Consider the following 17,627-nt stretch of genomic DNA (forward strand, 5'->3'; position numbering starts at 1 on the left):
TCCCATCGCTTTTGGCTGGCTGTCTCGGGAAGTCCGCACCCGTCCGAGGCCTTGGACTGCGCTCTGCACTCACGCAACGGCGCGGGCGTCGGCTATCATGGTCCAAAGCGCCGCACAAGAACTCGCCTTCACAAGCAGGGGGGTGGATGTTACGAGCCTAGGTCACCATATGACGCGTGACGGCGCTCCCACGAGGAGATGCTGGTCCTGCAATACGACTGGAGCCTCGGGTCAGCTTTCGATGCAAAATTCCTTCGACATGACGACTCTGGTCTTCCTGGCTCTGGCCGTTTTCGTCGCCTGGAAGCTGCGTTCCGTACTCGGCCAGAAGACCGGCAGCGAGCAGCCCCCGGCCGACCCGTTTTCCCGCCGCGAGACGCCGCCGGTGCGGCCCGATCAGGCTGCGCCTGCCGATGCGCGCCGTGACAATGTCATCCGTCTGCCCGGCGCCGCCAATGATCCGGCCGCGGCCGCACCCGTGGCCGACCGCTTCAAGGACATCGCGCCGGAAGGCTCGCCGATCCTCGCCGGCATCGAGGGCATCATCAAGCAGGAGCCGGGCTTCGATCCGCGTGAGTTCCTCGGCGGCGCCAAGGCCGCCTATGAGACGATCGTCACCGCCTTCGCCCGCGGCGACCGCAAGATGCTGAAGGGCCTGCTCGCCAAGGAGGTCTATGAAGGCTTCGAGCAGGCCATCACCGATCGCGAGAAGCGCGGCGAGAAGGCCGAGTCCAGCTTCGTCTCGATCGACAAGGCCGACATCACCGCGGTCGACGTCAAGGGCAAGACCGCCCAGGTCACCATCGCCTTCGTCTCGCAGCTGATCAGCGTGACGCGCGATGCCCAGGGCACGGTCGTCGACGGCAGCGCCGAGGCGGTGTCCGAGGTCAACGACATCTGGACCTTCTCGCGCCAGCTCGGCAGCCGCGATCCCAACTGGCTCCTGGTCGCGACCGAATCCGCGGCGTGATCCGTGGCGCCGGTCTCGCACTGGCGCTGCTCGTCGCCTGTGTGGCTCCCGTGACCGCGATGGCCACAACGCCTCCCCCCCTCCCGCTGGGCGCCTTGGCCGAGCCGCTGAGCCCTGCCCAGGTACCGGGCTGGGCTGGAGACGATCATCGCATCGTCCTCTCGCTCTTCGCCGCAGGCTGCCAGGCCGAGCCGCCTCTGCGCGCCGCCGTTCCCGTTCCTGCTGCCCTCCTTTCCGCTTGCGCCCAGGCCGGGCGTCTCCAGGCCGCCGGCCCGGTCAGTGCCGAGGCGGCCAGGCAGTTCTTTGAGACGCAGTTCGGCTTCTGGCGGATCCGCTCCGCACCGGGAGCGACCGGCTTCATGACTGGCTATTTCGAGCCGGAATTCGAGGGCTCGCTGACCCGCTCGGCGGCGTTCCCGACTCCGCTCTACGGTCGCCCGCCGGAGCTGGTCACCCGCATGCCCGGAGACGAATGGCCCGGCCTCGATGCCGGATTGTCGGCTGCCCGCCGAACGGACAAAGGGCTCGAGCCCTTTCCGGATCGCACGGCGATCGAGACAGGCGCGCTGGACGGGCGTGGCCTCGAAATCCTCTGGATGCGCGATCCCGTCGATCGCTTCGTGCTGCAGGTCCAGGGCTCGGGCCGCATCCGTCTGCCGGACGGCCGTGTGACGCGGCTGGTCTATTCCGGCCGCAACGGCCACGCCTACACCTCGCTCGGCCGCGTGCTGAGCGAGCGCGAGGCCATCCCCCCGGCGCAGATGACGATGGACCGGCTGATCGCGCGGCTGAAGGCCGATGCCGATTTCGCCCGCGACCTGATCCGGCTCAACCGCTCCTTCGTCTTCTTCGCCCGCCGCGACGACCTTCCGCCCGAAAGCGGGCCGATCGGCGGCGCGGGCCTGCCGCTGACGCCGCTGCGCAGCATCGCGATCGACCGTGGCATCTGGCCCTATGGCCTGCCGGTCTGGATCGACGCGACCGTGCCGGGCGAGGCGGGTGGCGAGGAGCGGCTGTCCCGGCTGATGCTGGCGCAGGATACGGGATCGGCCATTCTGGGCCCGGCCCGGCTCGATCTCTTCGTCGGCTCCGGCGCTGCGGCCGGCCACCGCGCCGGGCTGATCCGCCACCCGGTCGACTTCATCGTCCTGTGGCCGCGCGACCTCCGGCCTTAAGCGATGCGGTCGCGGCGCGGGCGGACATTGTCGGAGGCCGATCTCGCGCTCTGGCGCCAGGTGGCGCGCTCCGTGAAGCCGCTGCCGGGCCGTGCCCCGGTCGAGCCGGAACCCCTGCCTGTCACGCCGCCGTCCCTCCCGGAGGAGCCGCAGCCTGTGGCGGGCGTCGCCCTGGGCCGTCCATCCCCCGCCAAGCCTGCCCCGCCGCCGCTGGCGCCGCTCGAGAACCGGCTGCGGACACAGCTCCGGCGCGGCCAGCAGGGCGTCGAGGCGGTCATCGATCTTCATGGCATGCGGCAGGACGAGGCTCATCTGGCGCTGCGCGCCTTCCTGCGCCGCGAGCAGGGCCGCGGCACCCGCCTGGCGCTGGTCGTCACGGGCAAGGGCGCGGCCGGCACGACGCTCTTCGGCGAGGAGCGCGGCGTGCTGCGCCGGGTCGTGCCGCACTGGCTGCGGCTGCCCGACCTGCGCCCGCTCGTGGTCGGATTCGAGGAGGCGCAGGCCCGCCATGGCGGCTCGGGCGCGCTCTATGTCCGGCTCCGCCGCGCCCGCGAGGCCGGGCCGTGACGCCGTTCGGACAGCGCGTGCGCGCGCTGCGGGCGCAGCGCGGCATCACGCTCGCCGAGATGGCCGGCGTGCTCGGCGTCACGCCGGCCTATCTCTCGGCCCTCGAGCACGGCAAGCGCGGCCGCCCGACCTTCACCCTGATCCAGGGCGTCATCCATGTGCTCGGCGTGATCTGGGACGAGGCGGACGAGCTCGTGCGCCTCGCCGATCTGTCGCATCCCCGCATCGTCATCGATACCGCCGGCCTCGAGCCCGAGGCGACCCTCGTGGCGAACCGGCTCGCCCGCGACATCGGCGATCTCGACGGCGACGACCTCGCGCGCCTCTCGGCGGTGCTCGACGAAGCCTTGGCACGGCGCAGCCGCCCCCGCGGCGCGGCTTGACCCGCGCCGCCATGGATGCGACAGGCCGCGCCACGCCACCGCTTTCCCTTCCGACATCCCCTTTTTGACGAACAGCAACGGGCTTCTCATGACCAGCACGCGCACCGACGTTCTCGCCCTCGGCAACGCCATCGTCGACGTCATCGCGGCGGCGGAAGAGGATTTCCTCGCCAGGCACGGCCTGACCAAGGGCGCGATGGCGCTGATCGACGAGGCCCGCGCCGAATCGCTCTATGCGGCCATGGGGCCCGGCAAGGTCATCTCGGGTGGCTCGGCTGCCAACACCATCGCCGGCCTCGCATCCTTCGGCGGCAAGGGCGCCTTCATCGGCAAGGTCAAGGCCGACGAGCTCGGCAAGCTCTATCGCCATGACCTGACCTCGCTCGGCGTTGCCTTCGACACGCCCGCCGCGACCGAAGGTCCCGCCACCGCCCGCTCCTTCATCATCGTCACGCCGGATGGCGAGCGCACGATGAACACCTATCTCGGCGCCTGCCAGGGCCTCGGCGTCGCCGATGTCGATGCGAAGGCGATCGAGAACGCCGACATCATCTATCTCGAGGGCTATCTCTGGGATCCGCCGGCGGCCAAGGACGCCTTCCGCAAGGCCTCCGAGATCGCCCACAAGGCCGGCGGCAAGGTCGCGATCACCCTGTCGGACTCCTTCTGCGTCGACCGCTACCGCGATGAGTTCGTCGGGCTGATCCGCAACCGCATGGTCGACATCGTTTTCGCCAACGAGCACGAGCTGAAGAGCCTCTACCAGGCGTCGGCCTTCGAGGATGCGCTGGCGGCGCTGCGGCAGGAGAACATCCTCGCGGTCGTCACCCGCTCGGAGAAGGGCGCGCTGGCGGTCACCCCCGACGGCGTGATCGAGGAGCCCGTCTTCCCGATCGAGCGCCTGGTCGATGCCACCGGCGCGGGCGATCTCTTCGCCGCCGGCTTCCTCTTCGGCCTGACCTCGGGCCGCGAGGTGCGTGATTCGCTGCGCCTGGGCGCACTCGCCGCGGCCGAGATCATCAGCCATGTCGGCGCAAGGCCGGATGTGAACCTCAAGGTGCTCGCTGGGAACGAAGGGCTGCTCTGAAAGCTCGGCCGCGCTGCGGGTCCGGCGCGGGGAACCCTCTCCCGTAGGGAGAGGGCAGGGTGAGGGGTCGGCCGTTTGACGCCTTGGCCGTAACCTCACAGCCGCTTCTCTGACGCATGCCGCGCAAACGGGTCCAAGGGTCGACACCTCACCCCTACCCCTCTCCTTACAGGAGAGGGGATCCCGCGCTCTTCAATACAACGTTGCCTTCACCCGCTCCGGCAGCACCCTGTCGTAAGCCTCGCCGTCGAACGTCTCGACCGCGGCATCGCGTGCCGTGATGTCGCGCAGGATCGTGCCGGCGCTCGGCACGCTGCTGCGGTCGACATGCCGCTCGGCGTTCCACAGCTCCGCCCGGACGACCGCGCGCGAGCACTGGAAGTAGACGCTCTCCACATTGACCACGATGACGCAGGCCGGGAGCTTTCCGGCCATCGCGAAGCGCCTGCACAACTCAGGGTCGCTGGAAAGCGACGCGACTCCGTTGACGCGCAAGGTCTCCCCGTAACCGGGGATCAGGAAGAGCATTCCGATTCGTGGATCGAACAGGATATTCTTCAACGAATCCAGTCGGTTATTGCCTCTTCGGTCGGGAATCAGCAGCGTTTTCGCGTCCCGGACCGTGACAAAGCCCGGCTGATCCCCGCGCGGTGAACAATCCAGCCCGTCGGGACCATTGGTCGCCAGCACGAAAAACGGCGAGGCGGCGATCAGCGCGGCATAGTTCGCATCGACATGGTCGATCTCCTTGTGGATCGACGCCGGCACCACCGGGTTGGGGTAGAGCGCCGCGAGCTGGTCGAGGGAGGTGATGGCGTGAGCGGTCATGTCCGGTTCCGGGAGCAGCGTCCGATAAGTCTAGACTATGATGATCGTGCCGCGGCGGCCAGCGCTACGCTGACAATCAGCTCGATCTGTCAGCCGAGGCGAGCGCGTTCGGCCGTTCCGTCATCCGCAACGAAAAAGCCCCGCATCTGTTGATGCGGGGCTTCTCGTTTCACGTGAATCGCGTGAGAGGCGACGGCTTACTCGGCCGACTGCTTCTCGCGGGTCTTCTCGGCGTCGCGCTGGGCCTTGAGCTTCTCGGTGATGTCCTCGCCGGTCTCCTGGTCGACGACCTTCATCGAGAGGCGGATCTTGCCGCGCTCGTCCTGGCCGAGGAACTTGACCTTGACCTTGTCGCCTTCCTTGACGACGTCCGAGACCTTCTGGACGCGCGCGGCGGCGAGCTCCGAGATATGGACCAGGCCGTCCTTGGCGCCGAAGAAGTTCACGAAGGCGCCGAACTCCATGATCTTCACGACCGTGCCGTCATAGATCATGCCCGGCTCGGCCTCGGAGACGATCGACTTGATCCACTTGATCGCGGCTTCGATCGACTTGCCGTCGGCCGAGGCGATCTTGATGGTGCCGTCGTCCTCGATGTTGACCTTCGCGCCGGTCTTCTCGACGATCTCGCGGATGACCTTGCCGCCGGAGCCGATGACTTCGCGGATCTTGTCGACCGGGATCTTCATCGTCTCGATGCGCGGGGCATACTCGCCGAGCTGGCCGCGCGCGGTGGCGAGCGCCTTGTTCATCTCGTTGAGGATGTGGTCGCGACCGCCCTTGGCCTGGTCGAGGGCGACCTTCATGATCTCCTCGGTGATGCCGGCGATCTTGATGTCCATCTGCAGCGAGGTAATGCCATCGGCCGTCCCCGCGACCTTGAAGTCCATGTCGCCGAGATGGTCCTCGTCACCCAGGATGTCGGAGAGCACTGCGAAGCGCTTGCCTTCCAGGATCAGGCCCATGGCGATGCCCGCAACCGGCGCCTTGAGCGGCACACCGGCATCCATCAGCGCGAGCGAGGTGCCGCAGACGGTGGCCATCGAGGAGGAGCCGTTCGACTCGGTGATCTCCGAGACGACGCGGATCGTGTAGGGGAACTCCGACTTCGCCGGCAGCATCGGACGGATCGCACGCCAGGCGAGCTTGCCATGGCCGATCTCGCGGCGGCCGGGCGAACCCATGCGGCCGGCTTCACCCACCGAATAGGGTGGGAAGTTGTAGTGCAGCAGGAAGGTCTCCTTGTAGGTGCCTTCCAGCGAGTCGATGAACTGCTCGTCGTCGCCGGTGCCCAGCGTGGTCACGACCAGCGCCTGGGTCTCGCCGCGGGTGAACAGCGCCGAGCCGTGGGTCCGCGGCAGGATGCCGGCCTCGACGACGATCTTGCGGACCGTCTTGAGATCGCGGCCGTCGATGCGGATGCTGTCGTCCAGGATCATCCAGCGCACGACCTTGGCCTGCGCCTCCTTGAACTGGCTGCCGACCTGCTCCTTGGTGAAGGTCGTGACGCCATCCGGGGTCTCCGAGATCAGCGAGGCGACCTTGGCCTTGGCGGCATCGAGTGCCTTGTAGCGCTCGGCCTTGGTGCGGATCTGGTAGGCGGCACGGATGTCGGCGTCGACCAGCTTGAGCACGGCGTCGAGAACGGCGGAGTTATCGGCCGGCGTGTAGTCGCGCGGCTCCTTGGCGGCCTTCTCGGCCAGGCGGATGATCGCGTCGATCACCGGCTGGAAGTGCTTGTGGCCGAACATCACGGCGCCGAGCATGATCTCCTCGGAGAGCTGCTTGGCTTCCGACTCGACCATCAGCACGGCGTCGGGCGTGCCGGCGACGACGAGGTCGAGCTGCGACTCCTTGATCTCGTCGACCAGCGGGTTGAGCTTGTAGGCGCCGTCGAAATAGCCGACGCGGGCGGCACCGACAGGGCCGGTGAAGGGCACGCCCGACAGCGTCAGGGCGGCGGAGGCGGCGACCATCGCGACGATGTCGGGGTCGTTCTCGAGATCATGCTGCAGCACGGTGCAGACGACCTGCGTCTCGTTGCGGTAGCCCTCGACGAAGAGCGGGCGGATCGGCCGGTCGATCAGGCGCGAGACCAGCGTCTCCTTCTCGGTCGGGCGGCCTTCGCGCTTGAAATAGCCACCGGGAATGCGGCCGGCGGCGAAGGTCTTTTCCTGGTAGTTCACGGTCAGCGGGAAGAAATCGATCCCCGGCTTCGGCGATTTGGCGGAGACGACGGTCGCGAGCACGACGGTCTCGCCATAGGTGGCGAGCACGGCGGCGTCGGCCTGGCGGGCGATCTTGCCGGTCTCGAGCACGAGCTTGCGCCCGCCCCACATCAGTTCTTCGGTCTGGACATCGAACATGGATTTTCTTTCGGATCGGATGCGACCCGCCTTCGCGTCTCAAGCCCATGGGCAAGACGGCGAAGCGCTCGGTTCCGGACGGTCACGATCCGCGCCCGAGCGCTCGGCGATCCTGCCATGGGCGAGAGGCGCCCGGCGGGTCATGCGGCAGGCCGCCCCATGCGGCTGCTGCGTTGGAGAGGGGCTTGTGCCGCACCATTGCGGCGAACCCCTTTAACGAAAGCGCCCGGAGCGGAACCGCACCGGGCGTTGGCGTCAGCGGTCGATCAGCGGCGGATGCCGAGCTTCTCGATCAGCGAGCGGTAGCGCGGCTCGCTCTTGCTCTTGAGGTAGTCGAGCAGCGAACGACGCTGCGAGACCATCTTGAGCAGGCCACGACGGGAGTGGTTGTCCTTGGTGTGCGACTTGAAGTGGCCGGTCAGGTTGTTGATGCGCTCGGTGAGGATCGCGACCTGGACTTCCGGCGAGCCGGTGTCGTTCGGCTTGGTGGCATGCTCCTTCATGAGCGCGGTCTTGCGCTCGGCAGTGATCGACATCGTCTGATCCTTCGGTTGGGTGTTGATCTGGCGGGCCGCAGCCGGGATGTCGTCCAGCAGGGTCCGAAGCCCGCGATCCGCCTCATCGCGGAGGGGTCGCGCAGCCGGCCGAGAAGGCCGGTTGGCGGCGGTATACACGAAATGACGGCAAATGCCAGCGCTGCGGCCGAAACCGCGATGCGCCCGGCTGTGGCCCGAGTCGGGAGCAACGGCCGGGGTCGCGTCATCGGGCAACGTCACGCGGATGTCGGAGAAGGATGGTCATCCGTGCGCTCGCAGCGCAGCGGGCCGGGCACTTCGACGAGGCCCGGCCTCTCGAAGGAGGCCGCTGAGCGGCGTTCCCCTCAGGAGCCGCTCAGAACTCTTCCCAGCCGGTGTCGCTGGCGCGGCTGTTGGCGACCTTCTTGGCCGGGGCCGGCGCGGCAGGCGCCAATGCCGGGGCTCGCGCCGGCGCTGCGGCAGGACGCGGAGCCTGCGCCCGCGCGGGCTGGGCCCGGGTCTGGGCGAAGGCGGCTTCCGCCAGCTGGCGCAGGCGGGCGGGTTCGGCTGCCGCCGGCATGGCCGAAGCGTTGCTGGTGAAACCGGCATTCGGCCCGGTCCTGAACGCTGCGACGAGGTCGTTGAGCTGTCCGATGCGGTTGGAGAGCGAACCGGCGGAGGCGGCGCTCTGTTCGGCGAGCGCGGCGTTCTGCTGGGTCATCTCGTCGAGATGGGCCACCGCCTGGCTCATCTCGTCGATGCCATTGGCCTGCTCGCCCGACGCTGCCGAGATGTCGGCGATGGTGGCGGCGACCTTGCGGGAGGCGCTGAGGATCTGCTCCAGCGCCTCGCCGGCCTGGCGCACCAGCTTCACGCCCTCGCCGACCTCGGTGTTGGAGGACGAGATCAGGGCCGAGATGTCCTTGGCCGCCTCGCCGGAGCGCTGCGCCAGGGTGCGGACCTCGGAGGCGACGACCGCGAAACCCTTGCCGGCATCGCCGGCGCGGGCCGCTTCTACCGCTGCGTTGAGCGCCAGCAGGTTGGTCTGGAAGGCGATGTCGTCGATGACGCGGATGATGTCCGAGATCTTGGTCGAGGCATCCTCGATCCGAGCCATGGCGTCGACAGCCTTCCCGGCGATGGCGCCGCCGGTCTGCGCCGCCTTCATCGCCTCGTCGGCGATCGAGGCCGCCTCGCGGGAGGCCTGGGCCGAGGCCTTCACCGAGGCCGCGAGCTCTTCGGTCGTCGCCGCGGTCTCCTCCAGGGAGGAGGCCTGCTCCTCGGTGCGCTTCGACAGATCGTCGGCGCCCATGTTGATCTCGCGCGCCGCCAGCCCGACATCGGCCGAGGTGACCTGGATCGTCTTGACCGTCGAAGACAGCCGCTCGACCGTCTCGTTGATCGCGCCCTTGAGCTCGGCGAACTTGCCGCGATAGGCGGCGTCGACCCGCACCGTCAGGTCACCCGCGGCGACCGCCGAGAGCGTGCGGGCGAACTCGCTGGTGGCGGAATCCACCACGGCATTGATCTCGTTGATGCCGGCGACGAGCTTCTGCATCTGCTCGTCGGCCTGGTCGATCTGCAGCCGCGCCGAGAAATCGCCTGCCGCCGCCGCCGCCACGACCTCACCGACATCCGACACCACGGCTTCCATCGACTGCGCCCGGGCCAGCCGCGCCGCCGCAGCGGCCTGCTCCTGCTGCTCGAGCGCCCGGATGCGCAGGATATTGGCCTGGAAATCGCCGAGCGCATGGCTGATCGCGTCGATCTCCACCATGCCGACCCGGGGCGGGATGCGGGCATCGTCGGCGCCCGACAGCATCAGGCCGACCGAGTCGGCGAGCTTTCCGAGCGGCTGGACCACGCCACGGTTGAACAGGAACACCACGGCGACGACGACCGCCGTGACGGCGAGGATCGCGAGGAGCGAGAGGGCGAGCTGCCAGCGGGCCATCGCCAGTGCGCCGTCGATCTCGACCGTGGCCTGCTGATAGGCGGCGTCACGCATCTGCAGGATGGTCGCCAGCGAGGCCTGCGTCCAGGTCCGCCAGTCGGCGAGGCTCATGCCGGCGGGAGTGCCGTCGCGGGCCGCCTCGTACATGGCGCGATAGGTCTTGGCTTCCTCTTCGCGGAAACCGGTCTGGACGGTCGCCAGCGCCGCCTTGAGCTGCGGCGTCACCTCCATCTGGGCGATCGCCTGGTCGATCAGGACCCAGAGCTGCTCGATGCGGCCACTGAGCCGGTCGGCCTGCGACACCGCCGCCGGCGTCATCTTCACGCCGCTGCCGACATATTGTGTGAAATGGACCGAGCGGCTGCCGGCCGCCTCGCGCATCGTCGTGGCGAATTCGCCGAGCGAGACGGTGTTGCTGACCTCGGGGTTGAGGTCGCCGATCCGCGCGCCGATCTGGCGTTGCAGCGCCGTCTGCTGGTTCAGGAGATCGAGAACGGTGGTACTGAAGGCCTGGGCCGCCTTGGGGTCGCGCTGCTGCAGGGCCTTGGCGGCTTCCGCGGCCGCGAGCCGGCGCGCCTCGACGAGACGCGGGCCGATCTGCGAGACGGGGCCGGCGAGCTCCTGGCGCTGCGCGAACGCGGTCTGGGCGAAGCTGGCCTGCATCTGGGTGACGCGCGCATCGGTCTCGCGTGCGGCCTGGGCGGCGACGGCGGCGATCTTGCCGTCGGGATCGGCCGCCAGGATCACCTGCGTGATGGCGCCGCGTTCGATCGCGGCGCGCTCGATCACGCGGCTGACGGCCTCCGAGGCGACGACGAGACTGCGCGTCTCCTGGGCCGTCGAGAGCGAGCGCAGCTGTTGATAGGCGACGAAGCCGCTCGCCAGGATGGCGGCGCCGCCGGCTGCGATGGTGCAGATCAGAAAATGTGTCACGCGCATGGCGCTGAGTTCCCCACGGCCGCCGCTCCGGAGCTGGCTGCGGCCATGCCGTTTTTGCGCGGCTGGGGCCGGGACGTGCCGGAGCGTTGTCTCCGACACATACCGATTCGGCTGTTAACGCGACGTTTCGAAACGCCGGTCGCGAGGGAAATTCAGAGGTTGAAGACGCGGTGCGGCACCAGCTCGCCCTGCTCGACCGTGCCGATCGCGATCAGGGTGCCGCCCGACGTCGCATAGATGGCGGGGCTTTCGATGGGCACCTCGCGTCCGCGCAGCAGCACGCTCTGGCCCCGCTTCAGACGCAGCGCCGCATCCTTGTGGACCACGACCTCCGGGATCAGGGACAGCGCCGCCTTGACCGGCAGCAGGGTCGCGGCCGCGCTCTCGGGGCTTTCCCGCAGCGTCTCGACGGAGACGGCCTCATCGATGGCGAAGGGCCCGACGCGGGTCCGCCGCAGATGCACGACATGGCCGAGACAGCCCAGCGCGAGGCCGAGATCGCGGGCGATCGCGCGCACATAGGTGCCCTTGCCGCACTCCGCCTCGAAGGTCGTCGTCTCCGGCGAATGCGAGACGATGCGCAGCGCGTCGATCTCCACAGGCCTCGCCTCCAGGACGACGTCCTCGCCGTCGCGGGCGAGGTCATAGGCGCGCTCGCCGGCGATCTTGATGGCGGAGAACTTCGGCGGGACCTGGCTGATCGTGCCCGTGAATTGCGGTAGCAGGGCCGTGATGGCCTCTTCTTCGGGACGGGTCTCCGCCGTCGCGATGACGCGGCCTTCGGTGTCGTCGGTATCGGTCTGCGTGCCCCAGGCGACAGTGAACTGGTAGGCCTTGCGCCCGTCCATGACGAAGGGAACGGTCTTGGTCGCCTCGCCGAGCGCGATCGGCAGCAGGCCCGAGGCGAGCGGATCAAGCGTGCCGGCATGGCCGGCCTTCTTCGCCGAGAAGGCGCGCTTCACGACCGCCACCGCATGGGTCGAGGTCATGCCGACGGGCTTGTCGAGCACGACCCAGCCATGCACGTCGCGCTTTTTCGGTCGCGGTGCAAAGCTCTGGCCCTGCGGCTCGCTGGCTTCTGTGGGCGCCGGTTCAGTCATCGTCCTGCTCGTCCGTCTGGATGCGCAGCGGCTGCTTCAGGATGTCCTGGCGCACCTTGTCGGAATAGAGGATGGCGTCGACGCGCTCGGCCTCGGCGAAACTCTCATCCGGCAGGAAGCGGATATCGGGCGCGAATTTCAGGTTCACGCGGTGGGCGATCTCGCCACGGATATAGCGCTTGTGGTCGTTCAGCGCCTTCAGCACCGGCTTCACGTCACCGCCACCGAGCGGCATGATGTAGCAGGTCGCGAGCTTCAGATCGGTCGAAAGCCGCACCTCGGGCACCGTGATGACGTGCTTGGCCAGCACCTCGTCATGAATGTCGCCGCGCGACAAAAGCTCCGCCAGCGCATGACGGATCACTTCGCCGATGCGCAGCTGGCGCTGGTTGGGGCCGGAGGGTTTTGCGGGTTTTGCCATGGTTCTCGTTCTCCGGGATCGGACCGGATGGACGGTCGATAAAAGCATCATGGCCGGGCAAGCCCGGCCATGATCAGCCTGGGTCGAAGCGGACGCCTTACAGCGTGCGCTTGATCTCCTCGACGCGGTAGCACTCGATCACGTCGCCGGCGCGCATGTCCTGGTAGTTCTCGAAGGACATGCCGCACTCCTGGCCGGCCACCACTTCCTTGGCGTCGTCCTTGAAGCGCTTCAGCTGGGCGAGCTTGCCCTCGTGGACCACGACGTTGTCGCGGATCAGGCGGACATTGGCGCCACGCTCAATCGTGCCGTCGGTGACGCGGCAACCGGCGATCTTGCCGACCTTCGAAACCGCGAAGATCTCGAGAATCTGCGCGTTGCCGAGCATGGTTTCACGCAGGGTCGGGGCCAGCAGGCCCGACATCGCCGCCTTCACATCGTCCACGAGGTTATAGATGATGTTGTAGTAGCGGATTTCGACGCCGGCCCGTTCGGCCGCTTCGCGCGCTTCCTTGTGGGCACGCACGTTGAAGCCGATCACGGCGGCGCCCGAAGCCTGGGCGAGCGTGATGTCGGATTCGGTGATGCCGCCGACGCCCGACTGCAGCACGCGGGCGCGCACCTCCTCGTTGCCGACCTTTTCCAGCGTCCCGACGATGGCCTCGACCGAGCCCTGCACGTCGCCCTTGACGACGAGCGGGAACTCCTTGCGGCCGGCGCCTTCCTTGAGGTCGCGCATCATGTCGGCGAGCGAACGGCCCGCCGCCGATCCGCCGCCGCGGGCGGCGATCCGGTCGCGCTTCTGGCGCTCGCGGTAATCGGTGATCTCGCGGGCCCGCGCCTCCGACTCGACGACCGCGACGCGGTCGCCGGCCTCCGGGGTGCCGTTGAAGCCGAGAACCTCGACCGGCAGCGAGGGCGGAGCCTCCTTGATATGGGCGCCGGTGTCGCCGATCAGGGCGCGCACGCGGCCCCATTCGGAACCCGCCACGACGATGTCGCCGGTGCGCAGCGTGCCGCGCTGGACGAGAACCGTCGCGACCGGGCCGCGACCACGGTCGAGCTTGGCCTCGATCACCGTGCCTTCGGCCGGACGATCCGGATTGGCCTTGAGGTCGAGCAGTTCGGCCTGCAGCGCGATCGCCTCGAGCAGCTTGTCGAGGTTCTTGCCGGTCTTGGCCGAAACCTCGATTTCCAGCGTCTCGCCGCCGAGCGACTCGACCTGAATCTCGTACTGCAGCAGCTCGGCGCGCACCCGCTCGGGGCTGGCGTCGTTCTTGTCGATCTTGTTGATCGCCACGATCAGCGGAACACCCGCGGCCTTGGCATGATTGATGGCCTCGACCGTCTGCGGCATGACGCCGTCATCGGCCGCGACGACCAGCACGACGACGTCGGTGACCTTGGCGCCACGGGCGCGCATTGCCGTGAAGGCGGCGTGGCCCGGCGTGTCGATGAAGGTAACGAACGCGCCCGAGGGCGTCTTCACCTGATAGGCGCCGATATGCTGGGTGATGCCGCCGGCCTCGCCGGTGACGACATGCGTCTGGCGGATCGCGTCGAGCAGCGAGGTCTTGCCATGGTCGACATGGCCCATGATCGTGACGACGGCCGGGCGCTGGCTCAGCGTGTCATCGGTATCGGGCGTGTCGAACAGGCCTTCCTCGACGTCGGATTCGGCCACGCGCTTGACGGTATGGCCCATTTCCTCCGCGACGAGCTGGGCGGTGTCGGCGTCGATCACGTCGGTGATCTTGTGCATCGCGCCCTGCTTCATCAGCAGGCGGATGACGTCGACGCCCCGCTCGGTCATGCGGTTGGCGAGTTCCTGGATGGTGATCGTCTCGGGGATGATCACCTCGCGCATCACGCGCTCCTTCGCCGCGTCCGAGGCGCGGTGGCCGGTCATGCGCTGGACGCGCCGGCGGAAGGCGGCGACCGAGCGCGTGCGCTCGTCGTCACCGCCGGTCGCGGTCGACAGGGTCAGGCGGCCACGCGGCTTTTCGCCGACCTTGGGGGTCTTGGGCGCGGGAACCGGGGCGCCACGCGGCGGACCGCCGGCGAAGCCGCCGGGGCGGCGGAAGGCGGGCCTCGCCTCGCCGTCGTCGGGCCGGCTGCGCGGGGTGGCCGTCGAGGGCGCCTGGCGCGTCGGACGGGTGATGGCGGGTTCGGCCGGAGCGGTCGCATCGACCGGTCGCGGCGGGCGCGGTGTGTCGAGGCGCGGCGGGCGCGAGTCGAGACGCGGCGGACGGGCGCCGACGTCGCGCATCGGGGTGCGCGGCGCGAAATCGGGACGCGGGCCGGACGGGGCCGGGCGCGGCGACGGGGCATAGCCAGCAGCCGGCGCGGCGCCGGCCTCGGGCTGCGCCGGGGCGGGAGGCGTGAACTCGCGCGGCGGCTGCGGCGGGCGCGGGGCCTGCGGCTCGTCCATCCGCTGCCGGGCGGCGCTTTCGGCGCGGCGCTTGCGGTCCTCTTCCTGGCGGCGGCGGTCTTCTTCCTCGCGCTGGCGGGCGAGCGCGGCTTCGCGCTCCTGGCGCTCGCGCTCGGCGGCCTGCGCACGGGCACGGGCTTCGTCCTCGGCAATCCGGCGGGCTTCCGCCTCGCGGCCTCGCGAGTCGGAGAGAGCACGCTGGCGTGCCTCCTTCTCGTCCTCGGACAGCGTGCGCAGCAGCATGCCGGAGGCGGGGCGGGGCGGGGGCGTCGGCGCGGCGGGCGCCGGGCGCGGCGCGGCCTGCTGAACCGGCGGCGCGGGCGCGCGGGGAGCCACGGGCTCCTTGACCTCGGGGCCGGCGACACGCCGCTTGACCTCGACGACGACCTGCTTGGAGCGCCCATGCGAGAAGCTCTGCCGGACAGTGCTCTGCTCGACGGGGCGCTTCAGGGTCAGGGTCTTCGGAGGGCTGACGGTCAAGGTCTTGTCGCCCGGGGTCTTGGTATCGCTCATTCTGTGCTCGGTCCTGCCGCGTTCGGTCCAGCCGGTTCGGTCGTTCGATGGTCTACGGAATCGTCACCTGCGGGGTCGGAGCCGTTCGGCTCCTCCGGGGCGGTTGCACCGGCGTCGTTCGTCCGATAGCGAACGAGCCGACGCCAGCGGGAGAGGAAACCCTCGGCCGCTGGTCCCGGAGCAAGCGCCGCATGTATCACATGTGCGCGCCCCAACGCCAATTCCAAATCCGCTGCCGCGAAAATTGCCACGACGGGCACCTTCCGTGGCTTCAGCCGGGCTTCCTCCCGCGCGATTTCGGCCCGCCGCAGCGCCTGAGCGATCTTGCGGCGGCCATCCTCGGCGCCGTCGCTGGCCTCGATCACGGCGGCACAGCGGCCTGAACCGATCACCGCCTCGACCTTGGCGAACCCGGCCTGGGCCAGTCCCGCCTTGTTCGCCATTGCCAGCGCCTGAAGCGCGTCCTTCAGCATCAGGGCGTCGATCATCTCACCCAAATCGGGCGGGACGACGACCTTCGTCTTCAGCGAGCGCTCGAAGGCCCGCCGCTTGACGGCCTCGGCGACCGTCGCGGCGCTGAGGCTGGCCCAGACGCCGCGGCCGGGCAGCTTGCGCCGCAGATCCGGCACGAGCATGCCGTCCGGCCCGACGACGAAGCGGATCAGGTCGTCGGGGGACTTCACCGTCCGCGTGACGACGCAACTCCGCTCCGGCCCGTCCCTGCGGGCCTGTTGCGTCTCGCGCGCGCCGCGCGCCGCGGCCGGTTTCATCGCGGGCTCCGGTCTCAGGCCTCGGCCGTCTCCTCGGCGGCCGGCTCGGCGTCGTCAGCGGGCGCCTCGACCCAGCCCGCCTGGACGCGGGCGGCCATGACGATCGCCTCGGCGTCCTGCCGCGACAGGTCGAAACCGTCGAGATAGCCGGAATGACGCGTGGTCTCGCCATCCTTGCGCTCGGTCCAGCCGACGAGATCGTCGGTGGCGCAGCCGGCGAGGTCCTCGACGTTCTTCACGTCGTTCTCGCCCAGCGCCACCATCATCGCGGTGGTGATGCCGGGAACCTCGCGCAGCGCGTCCTCGACGCCCAGCGCACGGCGCTTTTCGTCGAACTCGGCCTCGACCGCGGCCAGATAGTCCTGAGCGCGGGACTGGATCTCCGCACCCGTCTCCTCGTCGAAGCCCTCGATCGAGGCCAGTTCGGCGAGATCGACATAGGCGACCTCCTCGACGCTGCGGAAACCTTCCGAGGCGAGCAGCTGGCCGACCGTCTCGTCGACGTTCAGGGCGTTCATGAAGATGTCGGTGCGGCTGACGAATTCCTTCTGGCGCCGCTCGGACTCCTCGGCCTCGGTCAGGATGTCGATGTCCCAGCCGGTGAGCTGCGAGGCCAGGCGCACGTTCTGGCCGCGGCGGCCGATCGCGAGCGAGAGCTGCTCGTCGGGGACGACGACCTCGATCTTGTCGGCCTCCTCGTCGAGCACGACCTTGGCGACTTCCGCCGGCTGCAGCGCGTTGACGACGAAGGTCGCGATGTCGGGCGACCACGGAATGATGTCGATCTTCTCGCCCTGCAACTCGCCGACCACGGCCTGCACGCGCGAGCCGCGCATGCCGACGCAGGCGCCGACGGGGTCGATCGAGGAATCGCGGCTGATCACGGCGATCTTGGCGCGCGAGCCCGGATCGCGGGCGACGGCCTTCACCTCGACGATCCCGTCATAGATCTCCGGCACTTCCTGGCCGAAGAGCTTGGCCATGAACTGCGGATGGGTGCGGGAGAGGAAGATCTGCGGGCCGCGCGGCTCGCGGCGCACGTCATAGACATAGGCGCGGGCGCGGTCGCCGACCTTGAAGGTCTCGCGCGGGATCATCTCGTCGCGGCGGATGATCGCCTCGCCGCGGCCGAGATCGACGAAGACGTTGCCGTATTCGACGCGCTTGACCGCGCCGTTGACGATCTCGCCGATGCGGTCCTTGTACTCGTCGTACTGGCGGTCGCGCTCGGCCTCGCGCACCTTCTGCACGATGACCTGCTTGGCGGCCTGGGCGGCGATGCGGCCGAAATCGAAGGGCGGCAGCGGATCGGCGATCACGTCGCCGACCTGGGCGGCCGGGTTGTGGCGCTTGGCCTCGTCGACGGTGATCTCGACGGCGGGGTTCTCGACGCTGTCGACGACCTGGAGATGGCGCGCCAGGCGCAGTTCGCCGGTCTTGGTGCTGATCTCGGCATGGACGTCGGTCTCGGCGCCGTAGCGCGAGCGGGCGGCGCGGGCGATGGCGTCCTCCATCGCGTCCAGCACGATCTGCCGGTCGATGGATTTCTCGCGGGCGACGGCGTCCGCGATCTGAAGCCATTCGAGTCTGTTGGCTGCGACCACCATG

General features: G+C 69.0%; 14 protein-coding genes. 5 read left to right on the forward strand and 9 right to left on the reverse strand.

Annotated features, from left to right (window positions below; genetic code table 11):
* The first annotated feature begins 241 nt into the window (after positions 1-241).
* The 5 genes from BSY19_RS05090 (at position 242) to BSY19_RS05110 (ending at position 4,182) form a co-directional block, all read left to right on the forward strand.
* Complete coding sequence (locus BSY19_RS05090) at positions 242-970, forward strand: Tim44/TimA family putative adaptor protein (RefSeq protein ID WP_069053195.1); 729 nt, start codon at positions 242-244, stop codon at positions 968-970.
* A complete protein-coding gene (gene mltA, locus BSY19_RS05095; RefSeq protein WP_069053196.1) occupies positions 967-2,145 on the forward strand; it encodes a murein transglycosylase A in 1,179 nt (392 codons plus the stop codon). The genes BSY19_RS05090 and mltA overlap by 4 nt, the downstream gene beginning before the upstream one ends.
* A gap of 3 nt (positions 2,146-2,148) precedes the next feature.
* Positions 2,149-2,712, forward strand: a complete 564-nt coding sequence (locus BSY19_RS05100; RefSeq protein WP_069053197.1) for a Smr/MutS family protein — start codon at positions 2,149-2,151, stop codon at positions 2,710-2,712.
* On the forward strand, positions 2,709-3,095 hold the full coding sequence (locus BSY19_RS05105) for a helix-turn-helix domain-containing protein (protein WP_069053198.1): 387 nt from the start codon (positions 2,709-2,711) through the stop codon (positions 3,093-3,095). Before BSY19_RS05100 ends, BSY19_RS05105 begins: the two co-directional genes overlap by 4 nt.
* An 88-nt stretch (positions 3,096-3,183) precedes the next feature.
* Positions 3,184-4,182, forward strand: coding sequence for an adenosine kinase (locus tag BSY19_RS05110; RefSeq protein WP_069053199.1), 999 nt, complete (start codon positions 3,184-3,186; stop codon positions 4,180-4,182).
* A 192-nt stretch (positions 4,183-4,374) separates the two neighbouring features.
* Here the strand turns inward: BSY19_RS05110 and BSY19_RS05115 are convergent, their stop codons facing one another.
* The 9 genes from BSY19_RS05115 to nusA form a co-directional block, all read right to left on the reverse strand.
* The gene (locus BSY19_RS05115; RefSeq protein ID WP_069053200.1) at positions 4,375-5,010 is read right to left on the reverse strand and encodes a pyridoxamine 5'-phosphate oxidase family protein; all 636 of its coding nucleotides are present in this window, start codon (positions 5,008-5,010) and stop codon (positions 4,375-4,377) included.
* 197 nt (positions 5,011-5,207) lie between these two features.
* Complete coding sequence (pnp, locus tag BSY19_RS05120; protein ID WP_069053201.1) at positions 5,208-7,376, reverse strand: polyribonucleotide nucleotidyltransferase; 2,169 nt, start codon at positions 7,374-7,376, stop codon at positions 5,208-5,210.
* Between the two features lie 266 nt (positions 7,377-7,642).
* Positions 7,643-7,912, reverse strand: coding sequence for a 30S ribosomal protein S15 (rpsO, locus tag BSY19_RS05125; RefSeq protein WP_069053202.1), 270 nt, complete (start codon positions 7,910-7,912; stop codon positions 7,643-7,645).
* 355 nt (positions 7,913-8,267) lie between these two features.
* On the reverse strand, positions 8,268-10,784 hold the full coding sequence (locus BSY19_RS05130) for a methyl-accepting chemotaxis protein (RefSeq protein ID WP_069053203.1): 2,517 nt from the start codon (positions 10,782-10,784) through the stop codon (positions 8,268-8,270).
* A 152-nt stretch (positions 10,785-10,936) separates the two neighbouring features.
* Positions 10,937-11,884 (reverse strand): tRNA pseudouridine(55) synthase TruB, encoded by a 948-nt coding sequence (gene truB, locus BSY19_RS05135; protein ID WP_069053204.1) that lies wholly within the window; start codon positions 11,882-11,884, stop codon positions 10,937-10,939.
* Entirely contained in the window at positions 11,877-12,305 is a 429-nt protein-coding gene (gene rbfA, locus BSY19_RS05140) for a 30S ribosome-binding factor RbfA (RefSeq protein ID WP_069053205.1), read from the reverse strand. Before rbfA ends, truB begins: the two co-directional genes overlap by 8 nt.
* Before the next feature lie 97 nt (positions 12,306-12,402).
* Complete coding sequence (gene infB, locus BSY19_RS05145) at positions 12,403-15,249, reverse strand: translation initiation factor IF-2 (protein ID WP_069053206.1); 2,847 nt, start codon at positions 15,247-15,249, stop codon at positions 12,403-12,405.
* Entirely contained in the window at positions 15,246-16,019 is a 774-nt protein-coding gene (locus tag BSY19_RS05150; protein ID WP_069053207.1) for an RNA-binding protein, read from the reverse strand. The genes infB and BSY19_RS05150 overlap by 4 nt, the downstream gene beginning before the upstream one ends.
* Before the next feature lie 14 nt (positions 16,020-16,033).
* Positions 16,034-17,626 (reverse strand): transcription termination factor NusA, encoded by a 1,593-nt coding sequence (gene nusA, locus BSY19_RS05155; RefSeq protein ID WP_069053208.1) that lies wholly within the window; start codon positions 17,624-17,626, stop codon positions 16,034-16,036.
* Between the last annotated feature and the right edge of the window lies 1 nt (position 17,627).

Origin of the sequence: Bosea sp. RAC05 (assembly GCF_001713455.1) — a bacterium.
GTDB lineage: Bacteria > Pseudomonadota > Alphaproteobacteria > Rhizobiales > Beijerinckiaceae > Allobosea.